Genomic DNA, 20,125 nt, shown 5'->3' with positions numbered 1-20,125 from the left:
ACCCCATGCTGTTATTCCCCCCAGCTATTCATACATAGTTAGGGCTAGATAGGTGGCTCCCTCCCCCCAACACCCCTGAAAGAGGGGTGTTTTTTTATTGTCCGTTTTGCAAAGCTATTCCCTAATTGTCAATGCTATGTAGTACGCACAAGCGTTGTACATCGCAAGCACGCGATTGTTTCGAGTAGCCGGCTTTCTTTGAAAGCCGAGTAGCCGGTGGGGGTCCGGGGGAGGGACAGATGAGGCGTCGGGCTGTGGATAACTTGACTCTGGAACGCTGGCGGGCCCTAGATGCACTTGGGGTGTTGGAGAAGCTGGGGTGCTATATGAAAGCCGATAGCACCTACAAGCCAGTCAGTGCCGACGATACCCGGCGCTACCACGTCAGCGTAAATGGACGCGACTTCGAGTTGCTCGTTCGAGGTCCCAAGTTCTACGACACCCGGCTTGGTCGTGGCGGAGGTGGTGCGGTGGATTTGGCCATGCACCTGCACAACCTCGACTTCAAGGACGCCACTGCGCTGCTGCGCAGCCTGGGTGTTTAGGGCCCAGCATGTTCGTGACCGTCAAGGCCCGCGTCTACACCGACGCCACTGGCGCCTATACGGAGCTCCCCGTTCTCCTGACGTCAGCCGGCGTGCTGGAGCCGTTGCTCGACTACTGCCTCCATCACAGCCACGATCGGAGCTTGGCGTGGATGACGAAGGTAAATCGCTCGGTGCGGATGTTCCTCGAATACCTGCAAACGAACCCGGTCGAGCGCGACACCTACCGCCTGTTCCAGAACTTCGCCCAGCGGCTCTACACCGGGACCTTCGACCGGGAGACCAGGCTCGACCCCAGCGGCTTGTGCTGGCCGCCACGCTCGTCGCAGGATGCCTCACACATCATCACCCACCTCTCCGACTTCTTCGATTGGCTCGGCAAGATGCGACCTGAGGCGGCCAAGGTGAATCCCCGCTACGCCGGTGGTGCCTTCGACCGACAGACTGACGAGACAGCCTACCAGTACCGACGCAACAAGGCGTTCCTCGGGCACACCTGGGCGGAGAACGCATCCCCCGCCGAGCCCGGGCATCTTGTGCGAATGCGACGCCTGCCCAAGGTTGAGCAGGGTGAACCGCCTGCCTTCCCGGATGAGCGATTCGAGGAACTGCTGGTCAAGGGATTCTGTGCGGCTGGACGCTACGACTATCGCGGCATGCTTGTCACCTTGCTGCTGCACGGCGCGGGCTTCCGCGAGTCAGAGCCGTTCCACCTCTACGTCCCTGATGTGTTCCCGGCCCCCGCTAACCCGCGCCAGGCCCAGGTCCTCATCCACCACCCGAGCTATGGTGCCGCCCCGGCCGATTGGCGCGACGCGCGGGGGCGACCACGTCAAGGCAGGCGAGCTGAATACCTCGCCCACCAGTTCGGCCTCGTGCCCCGCACCGACCTGATGGACCGCCGGCACGCCGGCTGGAAAGGCGGCACGCACGACGCGGCGTTCTACAAGCAGGCGTACTGGTTTTTGCCTGAGTATGGCGAATGGTTCCTGCACCTCTGGCACCGCTACCTCGCACAGGTCGCACGCGTCGAGCGTGGCCACCCCTTCGCCTTCATCAATCTAAACCGCGAGCCCATCGGCGGCATCTACACGCTCACCCAGTACAACAAAGCCCATGCCGCTGCCTGCGAGCGCATCGGGCTCACAGTGGGCAAGGCGTTGGGCACGACGCCGCACGGCCACCGTCACGCCTACGGCCGCCGCCTGCGCAAAGCCGGCGTCGACAAACCATTCATTCGCCGCTTCATGCACCACACCTCCCTCGAGAGCCAGGAGGTCTATACACAGGCGAATACCCGCGAGGCCCTGACAGAACTCCAAGCGGCCGCGCAGCGACTGCGGGACAAGTACGGCGGGCCACGACCGGCGACAAGACTGCTGCTGCCAGGCATTGATCTCAACCACTGAGGAATCCTCATGGCCGAAAAGAAGACGACGACTGCGCCTGCTTCTGCGAGTTCCCCCCAAAAGAAGAAGGGTGTGACGCGTGCAACGGACACCACCCTCGGCTGGGTCGAGCGGGACCACCCGCAGCTCGCTGCCTGGCGTGCTCTGGCGGTGGAGTGGATCAAGGGGGAGACGGTAGGGATCCAACATCGGCTCGACGCTTTGACGACCTTTTTTGAGCGCTACCTCGCCCGGCAGGCGCTGCCGCTCGATCCGGTGGTGTTCCTGGCGCGCACCACAATCCTGCCTGACTTCTACCGGACTTCCTGCTCGAACCTTAGGGAAGGTTTCAAGATCAACAACATAATCCACGCCTTCCTGCACTTCGTGCTATTGCGCGAGTGCAGCGAGGCTGACGACGTTGGCCAGCAAGTGGTCTCGCCGGCGTTTCACAACCCCGTGCCCCGGATGTCCGCTCGCGGTTTGCCTCAGCGCGACGAGAGCGTGCATTCACCACTGCCCTACGGTTACATCGACGAACTGCGCCAGATGCTGGCGCCAGGCCCTCACTTCCGCGACTGGCACTGGGCCCAGAGCGCGCTGGGGACCGAAGACGCCCAAAGCGTGCGCGTCGGCCCCGACTGGTTCGAGGTGACCGAGGAGCAGATAGACCGGAACGACCCGGACTGCGTGTGGCGAGTCCGTAAGCTCCGCAGGAACTATCGCGGCGGGCAGGTGCTGGAGATGTGGAGCCCGGTCCGCTGGGTGGCTCTGCTCGTGAAGCTCATCCTGCCGCTGCGCACGGCTCAGGTGCGCATGCTCGACTCGGGCGAAGCCGATACCTGGCGCTACGCAGCCGGGCACTGGACACTGAACCTGAACCGGCTCGCGCAGGGCAGCGAACGCCGGCCGCAACAACAGGGGGCGTTCCGTCGTAGCGACCCGACCGCCGATGGCGCGGCCCCGCCTGTGCTCTACATCAACACCAACAAGACCGCCGACATCGCCAAGTCGGCCACCGACAAGGGCTACGTGTTGCCGTGGTCCCTCGGCGGGCCGGTGCATCAGGACGCCTTCCACTGGTTGGAGAAGCTGCGCGACTGGCAGGAAAAGTACAACCCCGTCGCGCGGCGCACGGCGTGGACGGAACTGGACGGCCGCCACATGCGGGCGAAGAGCGACGTGCAACTGGCGGGCTATCCCGACGCCTGCTTCCTCTTCCGCATGCCGGAGGCACGAGACGGCTTGCGTCATCTGCCGCTGGCCGTAGAAAACTTGGACCTCCCATGGTACCGCCTGCTTGAAACATTGGAGTTGCGGCTGGCCGACCGAAACGAGACGCATCACAACGGCATGCCGATTCGCTTCCTTCCGGCACCGGAAGTGCGACCCAAGAGTGCTTCAAAGGCGTTCGTGACAACCCTGTTCCCCCTGCACAGCCTGCGCGTCTCGCTCATCACCGCGCTAGCGCTTGAAGGCCAGGTACCGTTCCCCATCCTGCAGAAGCTCGTCGGCCACAGCCGCCTGCTGATGACCCTGTATTACACCAAGCCCGGCGCGTCGCACATCCGCGACGTGCTGCTCGGCGCGTCTGAGCGGCTGGAGGCGAATAAGGAGGCCAGCATCCAGAACTTCCTGCTCGATACCGAACACGACCAACTCTTGCAACAGGCCATCTGCAACAGTGTGCCCAGCCTCGCTGCCGCCATCCCGGAGCATCCGGCCGCGCGCAACCCGGCGGGCTGGATGCCGATGCACCACGGCCTGTGCCTGGTCGGCGGCAATACCAGCGAGGTCGAGGGCAACGGCGCGGTGGGAGGCTGCTACAACGGCGGCCCGATGATTGCCAAGGGTTATCCGACAGTGAATCCCAAGTACGGGGCTGTCCCGGGCGGCAGCCGCAACTGCGTGCGGTGTCGCTGGTTCGTGACCGAGCCGCACCACCTGCCGGCGCTGGCCGCGCACTTCAACACGCTCGCCTACCACTTAGACGAGGCGCGCAACGCATGTCTCACTCGAGAAAATGAACTTCAGGGGCTGAAGAAGCAGAAGGCGGACGCGGAAGACGTGGGACAGCCGTTCACCCGACTGGACGCCTACCGGCAGGCCGAGCGGTTGTGGGAAAGCGCCCTGAAGCGCTTCAGCGACCTGGCCGAAGACCTCGTCGCCTGCTGGCGTCTCATCGAACGCTGCAAGGCGGCGCTCGATGCGCCGCAGGGTAACGGCACGCAATTGATGGCCGCCGGCACGGTGGGCGACGTGCAGGTCGGCTTTGAGGAAACGGAGTCGGAGCTACTCCAACTCGCCGGCGTGTGCGAAAACGTCGAGGTCTACCCCGACCTCGAACCGGGCAAGGCGGTGTTCCGCCGCAGCCAGTTGCTCGACGCAGTGCTTTACCGCGACGACCTGCCGCCCGTGTTCATGCTGCTGAGCGAACAGGAGCAACTGCTCGCCGGCAACGCCTTCCTGCGCCGCCTGGCCCAGCAGATGAACCCGGCGAATCCCGCCCTTGGCCAGCGCCAAGTGATTCGCCTGATGGATGCTGGCTTGAGCCTCAGCCATCACTTCGACACGGACCTCGCCTCGTTGCTGCCCACGCCGAATCACGCCCGGCCGGTTCCCGCCGGGTACCGGGCCCTCACGGAAGATGAAGCATGAATGGCAAAACGGACATCCATCCCGACGCGGTCCTGGAGTCGCTGCTCGCCAAGGGCGGGCGCTCGAACCGGCGCGCGGGCCTTGGAAAGCTGCACGAGATTTGCCGCCGGCAGCATGAGACCGGCTCGCGCGACTTCTCGCTGTCCGCCATTGGTCGGCTGGCCGAAGCCGAAGGCTTCATGAAGGGCCGCGTGCTCTACAACGCCCAGTCCGCCGACTACCGGGCACTCATCGAAGCCTGGTCGGCCTACGCCGGGCCGCCTGCGCCCACGCCGCCGAAGACGCTAGCGAGCCACGAATACCTGATGCGCATTGAGGACCCGGCCATCCGTTCCATCATGCAGGCCATCATCACCGAGCGCGACAAGCTCAAGGCGCAGCTCAATGTACTGAAAGCCAACACGCTGGTCACCGTGGACCGGCGTCCCTTGGGTGCGACGGTCTCTGCTGCCTCAGGGACACAGCCGGTGACTGTGCTCGCCCTGGCCGAACAGCTCACACAGTCTGAGCGTGAAGCCTTGCAGAAAGCTGTGTCGGCTGACTACCTCGAAGAGCGCGGTCTGAAGGAAGGCAGCCACGGCGAAATCGTCAATGAGCGCGGCCGGACGGTGTTCGAGGTGGGGTTCGCGCGGGCGATTCGAAAAGTGCTTGCGCAGGCGAAGCAACATTGAAAGGGGGAAAGGACAACATGAGTGTGGCTTATTACCTTGCCTGCCTTGAATCCGGGCGCTATGTGTGGGTAGGGGCATTAGGTCTGGACTGCCAAGCTATGCCCGAAGGGCAAGCCGGCGCGATATCGCGATTTGCGCTGGCCCATCGTGGCAAGCCACTGACTGTGGTGAGCGATACCCATCCTATCCTTGATGATGGGGAGGAGTGGGAGTCATTGCCCGAGACATAAGATGTAGAAAGTTGGACTTGGTCGTACAGACGATGTCCGATCGACGGTCTCAGTTCGGCCATAAAGGGTCATTCGCCTTCACCGACGCGTGGACGTTTGTGCGTCCGCTTCGCTCAAGCAACAGACCCTTGTTCGCAATCGCTTCTGTCGCCTCTGTGGCGCTTCGACACGCCTTGGTGTCCTGACGTCCGCGACAATCCGCGAGGAGCGCGAACTGCGCCGCCTCCGACATATATACACAAAAAGTGTCAATGACGTACCAATAATATATTGGACGTGATCTAGTTACGGCCATATTCTCCAGCAGACCCCCAACAACGGGCGCGGAAATTATCATGGCAAGCAATCTCATTCTTGAAACCGTCGGACTGCGGAAGGAATTCAAGGGATTCGTCGCCGTAAACGACGTCAGTCTCAAGATCAGGCGTGGGCACATCCACGCGCTGATTGGTCCGAACGGTGCAGGCAAGACCACCTGCTTCAACCTCCTTACTAAGTTCCTCGATCCCACGCGCGGCACCATACGGTTCAACGGTTACGAGATCACCGGCGAAAAGCCGGCGCAGATCGCACGCAGGGGTGTGGTGCGCTCCTTCCAGATCTCGGCGGTGTTTCCGCACCTGACCGTGCTCGAGAACGTACGTATCCCGCTGCAGCGCAGGCTCGGGATTTCCTTCCAGTTTTGGCGCTCGCCGAAAGTCCTCGCATCGCTCGATGACAGGGCCATGGCATTGCTCGCCGACGTCGGACTGGAGGACTTCGCCGACATGACGACAGCCGAGATGCCCTACGGTCGCAAGCGCGCGCTGGAAATCGCCACCACGCTGGCCCTCGATCCCGAGCTGATGCTGCTCGACGAGCCTACGCAGGGCATGGGCCACGAAGACGTTGACCGCGTCATGCAGCTCATCAAGAAGGTCTCGGCCAATCGCAGCATCCTGATGGTGGAGCACAACATGAAAGTGGTGTCCGGCATCTGCGACGCCATCACGGTGCTGGCGCGCGGCAGCGTGCTGGCCGAGGGCACATACGCGGAAGTCTCCGCCAACCCGCAGGTCATCGAGGCCTATATGGGCAGCGCTGATGCCGCGCTCGCTGCGCCGGGAGGGCATTGATCATGGCGACGGAATACCTGCGGGTCACCGACCTCCATGCCTTCTACGGCGAATCGCACATCCTCCACGGCATCGACTTGCTGGTGAACGAGGGAGAGTGCGTGACCCTGCTCGGCCGCAACGGGGCAGGCCGTACCACTACCCTGCGCGCCATCATGGGCCTAACGGGGCGTCGCGCCGGCTCGGTCATGATCGACGGCCGCGAGGCAATCGGCATGCCGGCCCATCGCATCGCGCGTCTCGGCGTCGGCTTCTGCCCGGAGGAGCGGGCGATTTATTCCAGTCTCTCGTGCGAGGAGAACCTCCTGCTCCCGCCGCAGGTGGGTGGCGGCGGGATGAGCCTCGACGAGATCTACGCGATGTTCCCCAACCTCCACGAGCGGCGGCATAGCCAGGGCACGCGGCTATCGGGCGGCGAGCAACAGATGCTGGCGATGGCGCGCATCCTGCGCACTGGAGCGCGGTTGCTGCTGCTGGACGAAATCTCCGAGGGACTGGCGCCGGTGATTGTGCAGAAGCTCGCCCAAGTCATCCGCGACCTCAAGGCGAAGGGCTACACGATCGTGCTGGTGGAGCAGAACTTCCGGTTCGCCGCGCCGCTGGCCGACCGCATGTACGTGGTGGAGCACGGCCAAATCGCCGCGGAGATCCATCAGCACGAGATTCACGAGAAGCAGCACCTGCTCCAGGAACTCCTGGGTGTCTGAGACCGCTGCGGAGGAGACAACATGACAACGATTCTGGGAGTCCCGCTACAGGGGCTGTTGGGGCAACTCGTGCTCGGGCTGGTAAACGGCTCGTTTTACGCGATTCTCAGCCTCGGGCTTGCCGTGATCTTCGGCATGCTCAACATCATAAATTTTGCCCACGGCGCGATGTTCATGGTGGGCGCATTTGTCGCCTGGGCGGGCCTGGAGTATCTCGGCATCAGCTACTGGTGGTCTCTGCTGGCGGCGCCGGTGCTGGTAGGGCTGGCGGGTATCGCCATCGAGCGCGGCCTGCTGCGGTGGCTGTACAAGCTCGACCACCTGTACGGGCTGCTGCTCACCTTCGGGCTGGCGCTCATTATCGAAGGCCTGTTCCGCTTCCAATTCGGCGTCTCGGGGCAGCCGTATTCGATTCCCGACGAGGTGGCGGGCGCCTTCAACCTCGGCTTCATGATCCTGCCGAAATACCGCGCGTGGGTCATCGGCGCCTCGCTCACAGTGTGCCTGCTGACCTGGTTCACGATCGAGAAGACCCGCCTCGGCGCCTACCTGCGCGCCGCCACCGAGAACCCAAGCATTACCCAAGCTTTCGGCATCAACGTGCCGGTGATGGTGATGATGACCTATGCCTTCGGCGTGGGCCTGGCCGGGCTGGCCGGCGTGCTGGCAGCACCGACGGGGCAACTAAGTCCGCTGATGGGGTCGAACCTGATCATCGTCGTGTTCGCGGTGGTGGTGATCGGCGGCATGGGTTCCATCTTTGGCGCGATCGTCGCCGGACTGGGACTGGGCGTGGTGGAAGGACTGACCAAGGTGTTTTATCCAGAGGCGTCGGCCACGGTGGTTTTCGTGATCATGGTCATCGTGCTGATGGTTCGGCCGGCAGGCCTGTTTGGCAAGGAAAAGTGAGGTCGCGTATGAAAATGAGAAATCTTGGCTACGGTGTCCTGCTGCTGGGCGCGCTGGCGGCCCCGGCCGTGCTCTATCCGGTGATGCTGATGAAGGTGCTGTGCTTCGCCTTGTTCGCCTGCGCCTTCAACCTGCTGCTCGGCTATACCGGCCTGCTCTCGTTCGGCCATGCGGCATTCCTCGGCACGGCGGCCTATATATCGGGCTATGGCATGAAGACCTGGGGGCTCACCCCGGAACTCGGCCTGCTGCTCGGCACAGCCGTCTCGGCTGCCGCGGGCTTTGTCGTCGGGGCGCTCGCTATTCGCCGGCAAGGCATCTACTTCGCGATGATCACGCTTGCCTTGGCACAGATGTTCTACTTCTTGTTCCTGCAGACGCCGTTCACCGGCGGCGAGGATGGCATGCAGGCCATTCCGCGAGGCAGGCTGTTCGGCCTGTTCGACCTAGCGTCGGACCTGCGCATGTACTACTTCGTGCTGGCGATCTTCCTGTTCACCTTCTGGCTGATCCACCGCATCATCCATTCGCCTTTCGGCCAGATCCTGAAGGCGATCCGTGAGAACGAGGCGCGCACCACCTCGCTGGGCTACGACGTCGCGCGCTACAAGCTGCTGGCCTTCGTCCTCTCGGCGGGCCTGGCTGGCCTTGCCGGGGCCACCAAGACCCTGGTCTTTCAGTTTGCCACGCTGACCGACGCGCACTGGCACACCTCCGGCGAAGTCGTGCTGATGACGCTGTTGGGCGGCCTTGGCACTGCCTTCGGCCCGGTGGTGGGCGCGGGCATCGTGGTTGCCATCCAGAACGCCTTGGCGGACAAGGTCGGTTCCATGATCACCGTGATCATGGGGAGCATCTTCGTCGTGTGCGTGCTGACGTTCCGCCGCGGCATCGTCGGCGAATTGAATGCGTTGTGCCAGAGCATCGTGGGCAACCGCCGCGGCCGGCCCGCACCGCGCCACGCTGCCGTGCCGGCACCAAGTTATGAGGAAGCGCCCGCTGGAGCAGGCGTGCATGCCCGGCGCGTGGAAGGAAAGGCATGAAATCGACCGCTGAACGGAACACCCCATTTATATCCCCACAGTAGAGGAGACACAGGATGAACAATCGCATCAAGCTACTTGCGCTCGCCGCGCTGCTGGCGGCCTCGACGGCGCAGGCCGAGATTACGGACGGCGTGGTCCGGATCGGTGTGCTCAACGATCAGACCGGCGTTTATGCTGGACTGGCCGGTCCCGGTTCGGTCTGGGCCGCGAAGAAGGCGGTCCAGGACTTTGCACCTGAAAAGCATGGTCTGAAGGTGGAGATCGTGGCCGCCGATCACCAGAATAAGCCGGACGTCGGGGCGAGCATCGCCCGCCGCTGGTTCGACGTGGACAAAGTGGACGCTATTGTCGACGTGCCGACCTCTTCAGTCATCCTGGCGGTCAACCAGGTGGTCAAGGAGAAGAACAAGGTGATGATTGTTACCGGCGGCGGCACCTCTGACCTCACCGGCAAGGCCTGCACGCCCAATGCGATCCACTGGGCCTACGACACGTGGGCACTGGCGAATGGGACGGGTAAGGCGGTTGTCAAGGCGGGTGGCAAGAGTTGGTTCTTCGTGACTGCCGACTACGCCTTCGGTCACTCGCTCGAACGCGACACCGAGGCCGTTGTCGTCAAGAACGGTGGCAGGGTCCTCGGCAAGGTCCGGCATCCTTTCCCGGGCAACGATTTCTCCTCCTACCTGCTGCAGGCTCAAGCCTCAAAGGCGCAGGTGGTGGGCCTGGCCAACGCCGGGGGCGACACCATCGGCGCGGTCAAGCAGGCCGCCGAGTTCGGCGTGACCGCCGGCGGTCAGAAGCTGGCAGGCCTGCTCGTCTTCAGCAGCGACGTCCAGGCGCTCGGTCTCAAGGCTGCGCAGGGCCTGTTGCTGAGCGAGACCTGGTATTGGGATATGACCGACGAGAACCGTAAGTTTGGCAAGGAATTCGCCGCTGCCAACAACGGTAAGTTCCCGACCATGGCGCAGGCGGGCACGTACTCGGCTGTGATCCACTACCTGAAGGCAGTGACGGCGATGAAGGCGGATGGCGACGGCGGCGCCGTGGTAGCGAAGATGAAGGCGATGCCCACCGACGACAAGCTGTTCGGCAAGGGCAGCATTCGCGAAGACGGCCGGAAGATCCACCCGCTCTATCTGTTCGAGGTGAAGAAGCCGTCGGAATCGAAGTATGCGGGCGACTTCTACAAGCTCATCGCCTCCATTCCCGCCAACGAGGCGTTCCGGCCGATGGACGAAGGTGGCTGCCCGCTGGTTGGGAAGAAGACGTCATGAAGATCACCTGACGCATGCTGATCGGGCAGGAGGGGCAGCGGCACCACCCGCGCGTTCAACGCCTTTCCTCCGGCGGCTTGCCGCGGACATCGAACCCGCGTTGGGTCGGCGCCGCCCGACGACACCGACCTGGCCTGCCGCCTCGCTGTTAGCTAGCGGATTTGCGAGGTATCGCGAGCGATGCCCGAGGCGAGCGCCATCTTCCTGGAGGCCATTGATCTCGGCATCGAAGGGCTGGGCGGCACCCTCACCGAGCGCCATGGACGAGACCGCCCTGTTATCAGAGCTTGCTCTCACGCCTGTTGCTGGGCCGCTCTGGCCGACGGCAACTCGCTGGCGCTCGACCGCCACGTACGGCTGCTGCCTATTGCCGGGCGCGACTGAACGTCCGCGCCATTCTCCGGCCCTCGCCAACGTTACAGCGAGGCCCGGGGAACCTTCACAGCACGCTTTTCGCCGTCTCGATGAAAGCCGTCATCAGCGGCGTTGGGGTACGCTGGCTATAGCCGAGCATGATCTCGACTGTTGGTTGCCGGCCTTTGATCGGCTTGTAGACGACGTGATCGAACTTCATCTGCCGGACCGATGCCGGTACGAAGCCAATGCCCGCACCGGAGCTGACCAACCCGACCAGCGTGTAGACCTGCCCCACTTCAGACACGACCTTCGGCACGAAACCCGCCGACGCGCACATGCGCATGTTCATGGCGTGGAAGTCCGGCGCCGCCTCGGGCATGTACATGATGAAGGGCTCCTGCGCGCAATCCTTCAGCGAGATCGACTCCGCGTTCGCGAATGGGTGCCTTGCCGGCACTGCCAGCACGAACGGCTCTTCGAGGATGGTTTCCCACGTCACGTCCTCAAGGTCGGGCACGGGCCGCATGAAGGAGATATCCGCGTCACCCCGCCGCAGCGCTTCTGCCTGCTCTACGACCGGAAACCAGCGCAGCAGGATTTCCACGGAGGGAAAACGCTCCCGATAGGCGCGCAGGATGGGCGGCAGTAGCGTATAGGACGTGTGCTCGAAGAAGCCGATCGTCAGCCGGCCAGTCTCACCGCGATGCGCGCGCTGCGTCTGGATGACCGCACTCTCGGTAGCGCGCAGGATCTGCCGCGCCTGCTCCAGGAAAATCCGCCCCGCCTCGGTCAGCTCCACGTGCCGACGCGAGCGGTTCAGCAGTGTCACATCCATCTCCTCCTCGAGTTGGCGGATCTGCAGGCTCAGCGGCGGCTGGGCGATGTGCAGGCGCTCTGCCGCCCGCGTGAAGTTGAGTTCCTCGGCGACGGCGATGAAGTACCGGAGGTGGCGAAGGTCCATCGTTATATCCAGAGGGTATAAAAGAGCTATCAATTATATATTGGACACTAGTTTGCGCAATCCCTACGATTCCATGCATACCCCGCTCCGCGCTCCACCCCTGTCGGTCCGCAAGGCTGGCACCGAGCCCGGACAAGCCAATGTACGCATGGAGACAAACATATGGATTCCAGACTGATTGAAGATGCGCTAGATCGCATTCTGCAACGCATCGATGCAACGATCGCGCAGGACGAGGCGGGCTTTCCGCACTATGGCAATCCGGCCGACGGCACCTGGACACGCTCCCCCGCCGGCGACTGGACTGGCGGCTTCTGGGTCGGGATGCTGTGGCTGGCTGCCTTGCGCACTGGCGAGCAGAAGTACCGCGACAGCGCCCGCATGTGGTCCGCACGGCTGGCGCCGCGGGTGGTGTCGAAGTCGGTGTTTAAAGGATTCCTCTTCTGGTACGGCGCGCAACTCGGCGGCTCGCTGCTGGCCGATCCCCAGGCCGCGGGGCTCGCCCTCGACGGCACGCGTGGCCTCGCGGAAATGTACAGCGAAGCAGCCCGCCTTATCCCGCTCGGAACCGAGGCCGAGGAGGCCTCCAGCGTGGGGACGAGCGAGGCCAACATCGATGCGATTCCGGGCACAGTGGCGCTGCTGTTGCGGCACCACGCCGCCCTCGGCACGGGAGAGATCGGCCGCCAGCACCTGCGCCAGCACATTGCCCTGTGCGTGCGGGAGGATGGCTCGGTTTGCCAGTCCGCCACATTCAACGCCGCCGATGGGTCGCTCGTGAAGCGCTACACGCACAAGGGCATACATGACAGCAGCACCTGGGCCCGCGCCCAGGCGTGGGGCATGCTCGGGCTCGCGCAGGCGCTGTCGTGCGGCGAGCAGGCGTTCAAATCCGACGCGATACGCGTGGCGGATTGGTGGGTCGCGCACGTGCCCGCCGACCACGTGGCCTTCTGGGATTTCGACGATCCCGCCATCCCGCACACTAACCGCGACACCTCGGCCACCGCCATCGCCGCCGCCAGCCTGCTCAAACTGGCCGCGCTTGCCCCGGAGCGCGCGGCGGTCTACCGCCAGGCCGCCGTCGACAGCATCGAGCAACTCGTGACCCGCTTCCTGACCCCGGTCGGCCCAGGCGATGTACGGCAGCCTGGCATCCTTACCGGCGGCTGCTTCAACAAGCGCAATAACGTCGCCATAGACAACGAACTGGTTTGGGGCGACTACTTTCTCCTCGAATCCCTGCTCATCCTCGCGAGCAGGATCGACGCCACCCAGGTCTGAACCCCAACCCACTTCCGGAGAACCCAAATGTCCGACATCAAGATCCCGCACGAAGGCAACGTATCCACCCTTATTGGCACGCACACCAGCTACACGCGCACCCTCGGCGAGTACGACATCTATGCCTTCGCCGGCATCAGCGGTGACAACCACCCCAACCACATGGACGACGAGTACTGCAAGCGCATGGGCTTCGGCGGCCGCATCGCGCAGGGCGCCATGATGGTCGGTTTCATCGCCGGCGCCGTGACCAAGTATCTCGACATGATCCAGCGCCCGGCGGTCTCCTACGGCTACGACAACGTCCGCTTCACCAAGCCCGTGCGCATCGGCGACACCCTCACCGTGAACTACCGTATCGCCCGCGCCGACGACGAGAAGAAGCGTCTGTGGGCCGAGGCGACGCTACTCAACCAGCGGGGCGAGACGGTCTGCGTCGGCACCCACATCATCCATTTCCAGGCCTGAGCCCGGGCTGCGAGCGGGTGAGAAAGGTGAGAGATCGCATGAGCAAGATCTGTACTGCGGCGCAGGCCGTTTCGGATATCCGGCCCGGTCAGAGCGTGGGCAGCGTCGGCGTGATCGGCTGGCTGACGCCGGACGCGTTGTTCCAGGCGCTGGCGCAACGCTTCCACGAGACTGGGTCGCCTCGTGACCTGACCTTCTTCTTCCCGGTCAGTGTCGGCGACGGCATGGGCATCCGCGGCATGGATCACGTGGCCGTCGAAGGGCTGATGAAGCGGATCGTGTCGGGCAACTTTACCAATGCGGTGAATCCGGCTACCGGCAAGCGCCCCGAGTTCATGCGCCTGATCCGCGAGAATCGGGTGGAGGCCTACTGCTGGCCGATCGGCGCCACCATGCACTGGCTGCGCGAAGTCGCCCGGCGCAGCCCAGGCTACCTGACCCGCATCGGCCTCGGCTCCTACATCGACCCGCGCCAGCAGGGCGGCAAGTACACGGCGCGCGCCACCGACGACCTGGTGCGGATGCAGGAGCTGGACGGAAAGGAATACCTTTTCTATCCGAGCTGGCCGCTCGACGTGGGGTTCCTGCGTGCCACCAGTGCCGACGAGGACGGCAACCTGAGCTTCGAGGACGAGCCGATCACGTCGTGCGCGCTGGCCATGGCGCTGGCGGTGAAGGCGTCAGGCGGCACCGTGATCGCCCAGGTGCGCAAGCTGGTGCCGCGCCACGCCCGGCCTGCGCACGCGGTGCGGATTCCCGGAGTGCTGGTGGATCGCGTCGTGGTGGAACCCGACGCCATGATGACCACCGACATCCGGTACGACGATGCCTATCTCGGCGGCCAGCTTTTCGACGGCCGCGCCTCGGACCGCCTGCCGCCCGGCGCCGACAAGGTGATCGCCCGGCGGGCGGCCCGGGAAATCCGACCCGGCGAGGTCAGCATCTTCGGCTTCGGTGCTTCGTCCGACGTGCCCACGGTGATGATGGAAGACGGCCTGTTCGCCGACGGCGCCCTGCATCGCTACAGCTTTACCACCGAGCACGGCCCGTTCGGCGGCGTCGTGATGAGCGGCTGGCAATTTTCCGCCAACAAATATCCGGAGGCCTTGATCGACGGCCCTTCGCAGTTCGACTTCATCGACGGCGGCAACTGCCCGATGGCGGCGCTGGCCTTTGCCCAATTCGACCGGGCCGGGAACATCAACGTCAGCCGCTTCGGCGCGGCCAATCCGGGGCCGGGCGGCTTCATCGACATCGCCTACAACGCGCGCAAGCTGCTGTTCACCGGCACCTTCACCACGGGTGGCCTCGCCGCCGACGCTACCGACGGCTTCCTCTCGGTCGGGCGTGAGGGGAGCGTGCGCAAGTTCGTCGAGCGCGTGGACGAGATCACCTATCCGCTCGGGCGCAACCTGGCCGAGCGCGGCCAGGAGGCCAAGGTCATCACCGAGCGCGCAGTCTTCTCGGTGGTGCCAGACGGACTGGTGCTGGAGGAGGTTGCGCCCGGCATCGACGTTAGGTCGCAGGTGCTGGACCTGATGGCCTTCCCTCCGGTGCGCGTGGCGGAGCCGCTTCCGCGCATGGACCCGACGCTGTTCCGCGCCTGACGCATCGACATATCTACGAGGAAAACATGGCTGTCATCAACTACCTGACTACCGTCCACATCGACTTCGGCGCCATCCGGATGTTGGGGGCCGAGCTGCAGCGCCTGGGCATCCAGCGACCGCTGATCGTCACCGACCGCGGCATCCGCGCCGCCGGGATCGCCGACAAGGTACTCGACGCCCTGGGCCCGGATTGCTCTCCCACCGTCTTCGAGGACACCCCACCCAACCCGACGGAAGCCGCCGTGTCCGCCGCGACCGGCCGTTACCTCGGCAATGGCTGCGACGGCATCGTGGCCGTGGGCGGCGGGTCGCCCATCGACCTGGGCAAGGCCACTGCGCTGCTGGCGACCCACCCGGCACCGCTGCAGACCTACGCGGCGGTGGAGGGCGGCGCGAGCCGGATCACCAGCCGGGTCGCCCCGCTGGTGGCCATCCCGACAACTGCGGGTACCGGCAGCGAAGTGGGCCGGGGCGCGGTCATCGTCATGGAGTCCGGCCGCAAGCTCGGCCTCCTTAGTCCGTTCCTGCTGCCGAAGCTCGCCATCTGCGACCCGGAACTGACGCTGGGCCTGCCGCCGGCCCTGACCGCCGCGACCGGCATGGACGCCATCGCCCACTGCATCGAGACCTTTCTGTCGCCGGCCATCAACCCGCCCGCCGAAGCGATCGCCCTGGACGGTCTGCGCCGCGGCATAGCCAATATTGGCAAGGCCACCGCGGACGGCTGCGACCGTGACGCGCGCTGGAACATGATGATGGCCGCCATGGAAGGCGCGTTGGCCTTCCAGAAGGGGCTGGGTGCGGTGCATGCCCTGTCGCACCCGCTGGGCGCGGTGCCCGGCGTCTCGTTGCACCACGGCACGCTGAATGCCGTGCTGCTGCCGGCCGTGCTGCGCTTCAACAAGCCGGCGATCCAAGCCAAGCAGGCCGCACTGGTACAGGCCATGGGCCTGCCCGCCGGCGGGGACCCGGCTCAGGCCATCAGCGAACTCAACGCCCGTCTCGGCTTGCCGGCTGGTCTCAGCGCCATGGGCGTGCCGCGCGACGTGTTGGAGGACATCGCGGTCGCCGCCACGAAGGACCACTGCCACGCCACCAATCCCCGCACTGCCACGGTCGACGACTACTTGGCGATGCTGCAGGAATCGTATTGAGGAGAAAGACGATGTCATACATCGCAGAACACCACGAGATTATCCGGCAGGCGGTGCGCCGCTTCGCCGAGGAAGAGATCGCACCGGTCGCCCTCCGGTTGTGGGAGGAGGAGAGTTTTCCCTACGAGATCTGGCGCCGGGCCGGCGAACTGGGCTATATCGGGCTGCCGTACCCCGAGGCCTGGGGAGGCAGCGGCGGCGACTGGCTTGGCTTCGCCATTGCGCTGGAAGAGATCGCCCGCGTCGATTGCGCCGTGGCGGTAGCAATCATGGCCAATTCGACGGCGGCCAGCCTGCTCAACAACTACGGCACCGATGACCAGAAGGCGCGCTTCCTGCGGCCGATCCTGGCGGGCACGCAGGTCGGCTGCATTGGCCTGACAGAGCCGAACGCCGGCTCCGATGCCGCCAATATCCAGACCCGCGCAGTGCTGAAGGATGGCTGCTGGGTTATCAATGGCGCCAAGACTTTCATCAGCAACTCGGGTTCCGATATCACCGGCCCGATCGTCATCGCGGCGGTGACGGGAATCCGGCCCGACGGGCGCAAGGAGATATCGAACTTCATCGTGCCGAACGGTACGCCCGGCTTCAGCCATGGCAAGAAGCTGCACAAGATCGGCTGGCGCGGATCGACCACATTCGAACTGTTCTTCGAGGACTGCACCATTCCTGCCGAGCACCTGCTCGGCGAGCTCGGGGCCGGCCTTAGACAGACCCTGTCACAGGTGAGCACCGGCCGCATCCTGATCGGAACGCTGGGCCTGGGCATCCTGCAGGGCTCGCTGGAACGCTCCGTCCGCTACATGAGCGAGCGCACAGCGTTTGGCAAGACGCTCGACCAGTTCCAGTCGCTGCAGTTCAAGCTGGCCGACATGGCGACCCACGCGCACGCTGCCCGCCTGATGCTCTACGATGCCGCGGTGGCCAAGGACGAGGGCCGGCCCTACGATCGGCAGGCCTCGATGGCAAAGCTCTTCGCAACCGAGAAGGCCATGGAGGCGGCCCACCAGGCCGTGCAGATCCACGGCGGCAACGGGATCATGACGGAGTACGCGGTATCCCGCGCGTTCGGGGATGCCAAGGTGCTCGAGATCGTTGAGGGGACCTCCGAGATCCAGCGGATGATCATCTCCCGCGACGTAATGCGCTGACGCACGGCTGCAGCCAGTGAGGCAATCCATGGAACATGTCGAACACAGCGCGGATGGGCTGGAGCGCTGCCCGGTCAACTTCGTGCCCCTGACGCCGATCTCCTTCCTGCGCAGGACGGCCGAGGTCTACCCTGAGCGTACAGCCATCGTCTACGGCGAGCGCCGCACGAGCTGGCGGGCAATGCTGGAGCGCAGCCGCCGCCTCGCGTCGGCCCTGGTGGCCGCCGGCGTCAGGACTGGCGACACGGTGGCCGTGATGGCCGCCAACACGCCGGAGATGCTGGAGATGCATTTCGGCGTGCCCATGAGCGGCGCCATGCTGAACACGCTTAACGTGCGCCTGGACGCGGCCGCCATCGCCTTCATGCTCAGGCACGCGGATGCGAAGGTGCTGGTCACCGACACGGAGTACGCGGACGTAGTTGAAGCCGCACTGGCGCTGCTCGACTACAAGCCGCTGATGATCGATATCGTCGATCCTGCCGTCGAAGGGGGCCGCAGGCTGGCGGAGATCGAATACGAGGGCTTCCTGGCCGGGGGCGATCCGCATTGGGAGGGCGGCGAGCCCGCCGACGAATGGCAGGCCATCGCCCTCAACTACACCTCCGGCACCACGGGCAACCCAAAGGGCGTGATCTACCACCATCGCGGCGCCTATCTGGCTGCGCTGTCGAACATGCTCGACTGGGGCATGCCCCGGCACGCCGTCTTCCTGTGGACGCTACCGCTGTTCCACTGCAATGGCTGGTGCTTCGCCTGGACGCTGGCGGCCAACGCCGGTACCAGCGTCTGCCTGCGGCGGGTGGATGCTGCCGCCGTGCTCGATGCGATTCGCGAGCACCAGGTCACGCATTACTGCGGGGCGCCGATCGTGCATGCGATGCTTGCCCACGCACCCGAAGCGTGGAAGGCGGGCATCGACCATCCGGTCCACGGACTCATCGGCGGCGCCCCCCCGCCGATCCCGGTGATCGAAGGCCTGATGCGCATGGGGATCAGGATCACCCAGATCTACGGGCTGACCGAGGTCTACGGCCCCGCGGCGGTTTGCGTGGAGCAGCCCGAATGGGAGGAACTCGGCATCGGTGCGCTGGCGGAACGAAAAGGACGGCAAGGCGTCCGCTACACCGCACAGGAAGGCATGGCCGTGCTGCATCCCGAAACCCTTGTGCCGGTGCCGTGGGACGGGAAGACCATCGGCGAAGTCATGTTCCGCGGCAACATGACGATGAAGGGCTACCTGAAGAACTCCGAGGCCACGGCGGAAGCTTTTGCCGGCGGCTGGTTCCACTCGGGTGACCTCGCAGTCGTCTGCCCGGATGGCTATGTACAGATCCGGGACCGTTCCAAGGACGTCATCATTTCGGGCGGAGAGAATATCAACTCACTGGAGGTTGAAGAGGTGCTCTACCGGCACCCTGCGGTGCGCGTGGCAGCCGTCGTCGCCCAGCCGGACGAGCGTTGGGGGGAGACGCCATGCGCCTTTGTCGAAGTCGTCGATGGCGCTAGGATCGGCGAGCGCGAACTGATCGAACATTGCCGCGCCCACTTGGCGCACTTCAAGGCGCCGAAGAAGGTGGTCATCGGCCACCTTCCCAGGACGTCGACCGGCAAGATCCAGAAGTTCCTCCTCAGGCAACGAGCAAGCTCCGGCGCCCCCTGGCCCGGCCACGTACAGGCGTGAGTTCCCCCGTGAATGTGTTTCGGTGGCCGGCCGAGCCTGCTCTCCACATTCGGGATATCCGAGAGCGCCCGGTCGTGGCAGAGCAGAAGACTCGTGTCCGGCATCGCATTGGGAGCGAAGACCGGTTGATCGACCGCCTTGGCGACATCTTGCGCGAGATGCATGACTGGCGCGGTGCTACAGCACGGCAGGCACGGCACCTGTCCAGGCGTCACGGTATCGGCTACGAGGCCGCGCTGCTCTTCCTCTATCGCGCGGAGATGCGTTCAGCGTGCCCGAGGCGCATGGTGATCTGTCTAGCTGCGGCGGTGGAACTTGGCATTGACTTGAGCGGCTTCCCACCTGGATGCAGGATCGAAGAGGCGGAGTTGTCTTCGGAACTTCGGGTCATGTATTGGGCGGCCTTACGGAGGGGCGCAGGGCGGAAATGGAGGCAGTGGCCGGGCGATGGCGCCGGACAAGTATGAGTACAGGGTAATTTCGGATAGTGGTCGGCTGAATCCGCGGTGGTAGGCGGCCGTAGTCATGGCAACCTGTGAAGTTGCTCCGATCCTTTTCTGCCGTTGGCGCGCTGATTGCCGAACGACTGAAATGGCGACCGTCTACCGAAGCAGCATTAGGGCGGATGACCGTTGGACTCGGATAGCCGTCATCGTGTTGAGGAAGATTCGAATGGCGCAGAAGGGTCGGTTGCCGTCCTCCCTCACTCGTTTCAGTGAATAGAGCGCGCTGAAATGAAGACGCCGGTGGAGCACCGGCCTGCTGAATTTGTATGTATTACGATGTATCGATACATACATCGCCAGTGCACATAAGCCCCTTTGCTGGCAAGGCGGCCGGCAAATCATCCGCTTAACTATGCATGGTTAAGGTACAAGTCATGCTGCGGGTAGTTGGCGGCGAAATGCAC

At 64.3% G+C, this 20,125-nt stretch carries 17 protein-coding genes; 16 read left to right on the top strand and 1 reads right to left on the bottom strand.

The genetic code is table 11. From position 1 onward, the window contains the following. Positions 1–326 precede the first annotated feature (326 nt). The 10 genes from AC1Q6V_RS34470 to AC1Q6V_RS34425 all read left to right on the top strand — a co-directional run bounded on the left by AC1Q6V_RS34470 (position 327) and on the right by AC1Q6V_RS34425 (position 10,927). The gene (locus AC1Q6V_RS34470) at positions 327–545 is read left to right on the top strand and encodes a hypothetical protein (protein ID WP_492344777.1); all 219 of its coding nucleotides are present in this window, start codon (positions 327–329) and stop codon (positions 543–545) included. An 8-nt stretch (positions 546–553) separates the two neighbouring features. Continuing rightward, complete coding sequence (gene gmtY / locus AC1Q6V_RS34465; protein WP_284495051.1) at positions 554–1,954, top strand: gamma-mobile-trio recombinase GmtY; 1,401 nt, start codon at positions 554–556, stop codon at positions 1,952–1,954. A gap of 9 nt (positions 1,955–1,963) precedes the next feature. Next, on the top strand, positions 1,964–4,591 hold the full coding sequence (gmtZ, locus tag AC1Q6V_RS34460) for a gamma-mobile-trio integrase GmtZ (protein ID WP_284495052.1): 2,628 nt from the start codon (positions 1,964–1,966) through the stop codon (positions 4,589–4,591). Continuing rightward, on the top strand, positions 4,588–5,262 hold the full coding sequence (gmtX, locus tag AC1Q6V_RS34455; RefSeq protein ID WP_284495053.1) for a gamma-mobile-trio protein GmtX: 675 nt from the start codon (positions 4,588–4,590) through the stop codon (positions 5,260–5,262). The genes gmtZ and gmtX overlap by 4 nt, the downstream gene beginning before the upstream one ends. A gap of 565 nt (positions 5,263–5,827) precedes the next feature. After that, complete coding sequence (locus AC1Q6V_RS34450; RefSeq protein WP_022538182.1) at positions 5,828–6,607, top strand: ABC transporter ATP-binding protein; 780 nt, start codon at positions 5,828–5,830, stop codon at positions 6,605–6,607. 2 nt (positions 6,608–6,609) lie between these two features. Beyond that, positions 6,610–7,314: an ABC transporter ATP-binding protein gene (locus AC1Q6V_RS34445; RefSeq protein ID WP_029043246.1), complete on the top strand. Its 705-nt coding sequence runs from the start codon at positions 6,610–6,612 to the stop codon at positions 7,312–7,314. Positions 7,315–7,335: 21 nt separating this feature from the next. After that, a complete protein-coding gene (locus tag AC1Q6V_RS34440; RefSeq protein ID WP_022538181.1) occupies positions 7,336–8,223 on the top strand; it encodes a branched-chain amino acid ABC transporter permease in 888 nt (295 codons plus the stop codon). 14 nt (positions 8,224–8,237) lie between these two features. After that, the gene (locus AC1Q6V_RS34435) at positions 8,238–9,266 is read left to right on the top strand and encodes a branched-chain amino acid ABC transporter permease (RefSeq protein WP_116322989.1); all 1,029 of its coding nucleotides are present in this window, start codon (positions 8,238–8,240) and stop codon (positions 9,264–9,266) included. A gap of 56 nt (positions 9,267–9,322) precedes the next feature. Continuing rightward, on the top strand, positions 9,323–10,543 hold the full coding sequence (locus AC1Q6V_RS34430) for an ABC transporter substrate-binding protein (RefSeq protein ID WP_284495054.1): 1,221 nt from the start codon (positions 9,323–9,325) through the stop codon (positions 10,541–10,543). Between the two features lie 180 nt (positions 10,544–10,723). Then, positions 10,724–10,927, top strand: coding sequence for a hypothetical protein (locus AC1Q6V_RS34425; protein WP_284495055.1), 204 nt, complete (start codon positions 10,724–10,726; stop codon positions 10,925–10,927). Between the two features lie 55 nt (positions 10,928–10,982). On the opposite strand, the gene AC1Q6V_RS34420 is transcribed toward AC1Q6V_RS34425, so the two are convergent. After that, positions 10,983–11,861: a LysR family transcriptional regulator gene (locus AC1Q6V_RS34420; protein ID WP_022538178.1), complete on the bottom strand. Its 879-nt coding sequence runs from the start codon at positions 11,859–11,861 to the stop codon at positions 10,983–10,985. A gap of 162 nt (positions 11,862–12,023) precedes the next feature. Between AC1Q6V_RS34420 and AC1Q6V_RS34415 the strand changes: the two genes are divergently transcribed. The 6 genes from AC1Q6V_RS34415 to AC1Q6V_RS34390 are packed head-to-tail and all read left to right on the top strand — an operon-like array spanning position 12,024 to position 19,215. Further along, on the top strand, positions 12,024–13,145 hold the full coding sequence (locus AC1Q6V_RS34415; protein WP_022538177.1) for a glycoside hydrolase family 88 protein: 1,122 nt from the start codon (positions 12,024–12,026) through the stop codon (positions 13,143–13,145). Positions 13,146–13,172: 27 nt separating this feature from the next. Next, complete coding sequence (locus AC1Q6V_RS34410; RefSeq protein WP_022538176.1) at positions 13,173–13,613, top strand: MaoC family dehydratase; 441 nt, start codon at positions 13,173–13,175, stop codon at positions 13,611–13,613. Positions 13,614–13,651: 38 nt separating this feature from the next. Beyond that, positions 13,652–15,220, top strand: a complete 1,569-nt coding sequence (locus AC1Q6V_RS34405) for an acyl CoA:acetate/3-ketoacid CoA transferase (protein WP_284495056.1) — start codon at positions 13,652–13,654, stop codon at positions 15,218–15,220. 26 nt (positions 15,221–15,246) lie between these two features. Then, positions 15,247–16,377, top strand: coding sequence for a 4-hydroxybutyrate dehydrogenase (gene gbd, locus AC1Q6V_RS34400; RefSeq protein ID WP_284495057.1), 1,131 nt, complete (start codon positions 15,247–15,249; stop codon positions 16,375–16,377). 11 nt (positions 16,378–16,388) lie between these two features. Beyond that, on the top strand, positions 16,389–17,531 hold the full coding sequence (locus tag AC1Q6V_RS34395) for an acyl-CoA dehydrogenase family protein (RefSeq protein WP_284495058.1): 1,143 nt from the start codon (positions 16,389–16,391) through the stop codon (positions 17,529–17,531). A 28-nt stretch (positions 17,532–17,559) separates the two neighbouring features. Continuing rightward, the gene (locus tag AC1Q6V_RS34390) at positions 17,560–19,215 is read left to right on the top strand and encodes an acyl-CoA synthetase (RefSeq protein ID WP_284495059.1); all 1,656 of its coding nucleotides are present in this window, start codon (positions 17,560–17,562) and stop codon (positions 19,213–19,215) included. The last annotated feature ends 910 nt before the right edge of the window (positions 19,216–20,125 follow it).

It is taken from the genome of Cupriavidus sp. GW823-FHT07B10 (assembly GCF_058794355.1).
The sequence above is the reverse complement of the archived record's forward strand: the minus strand, read 5'-3'. Positions and strand labels throughout refer to the sequence as shown.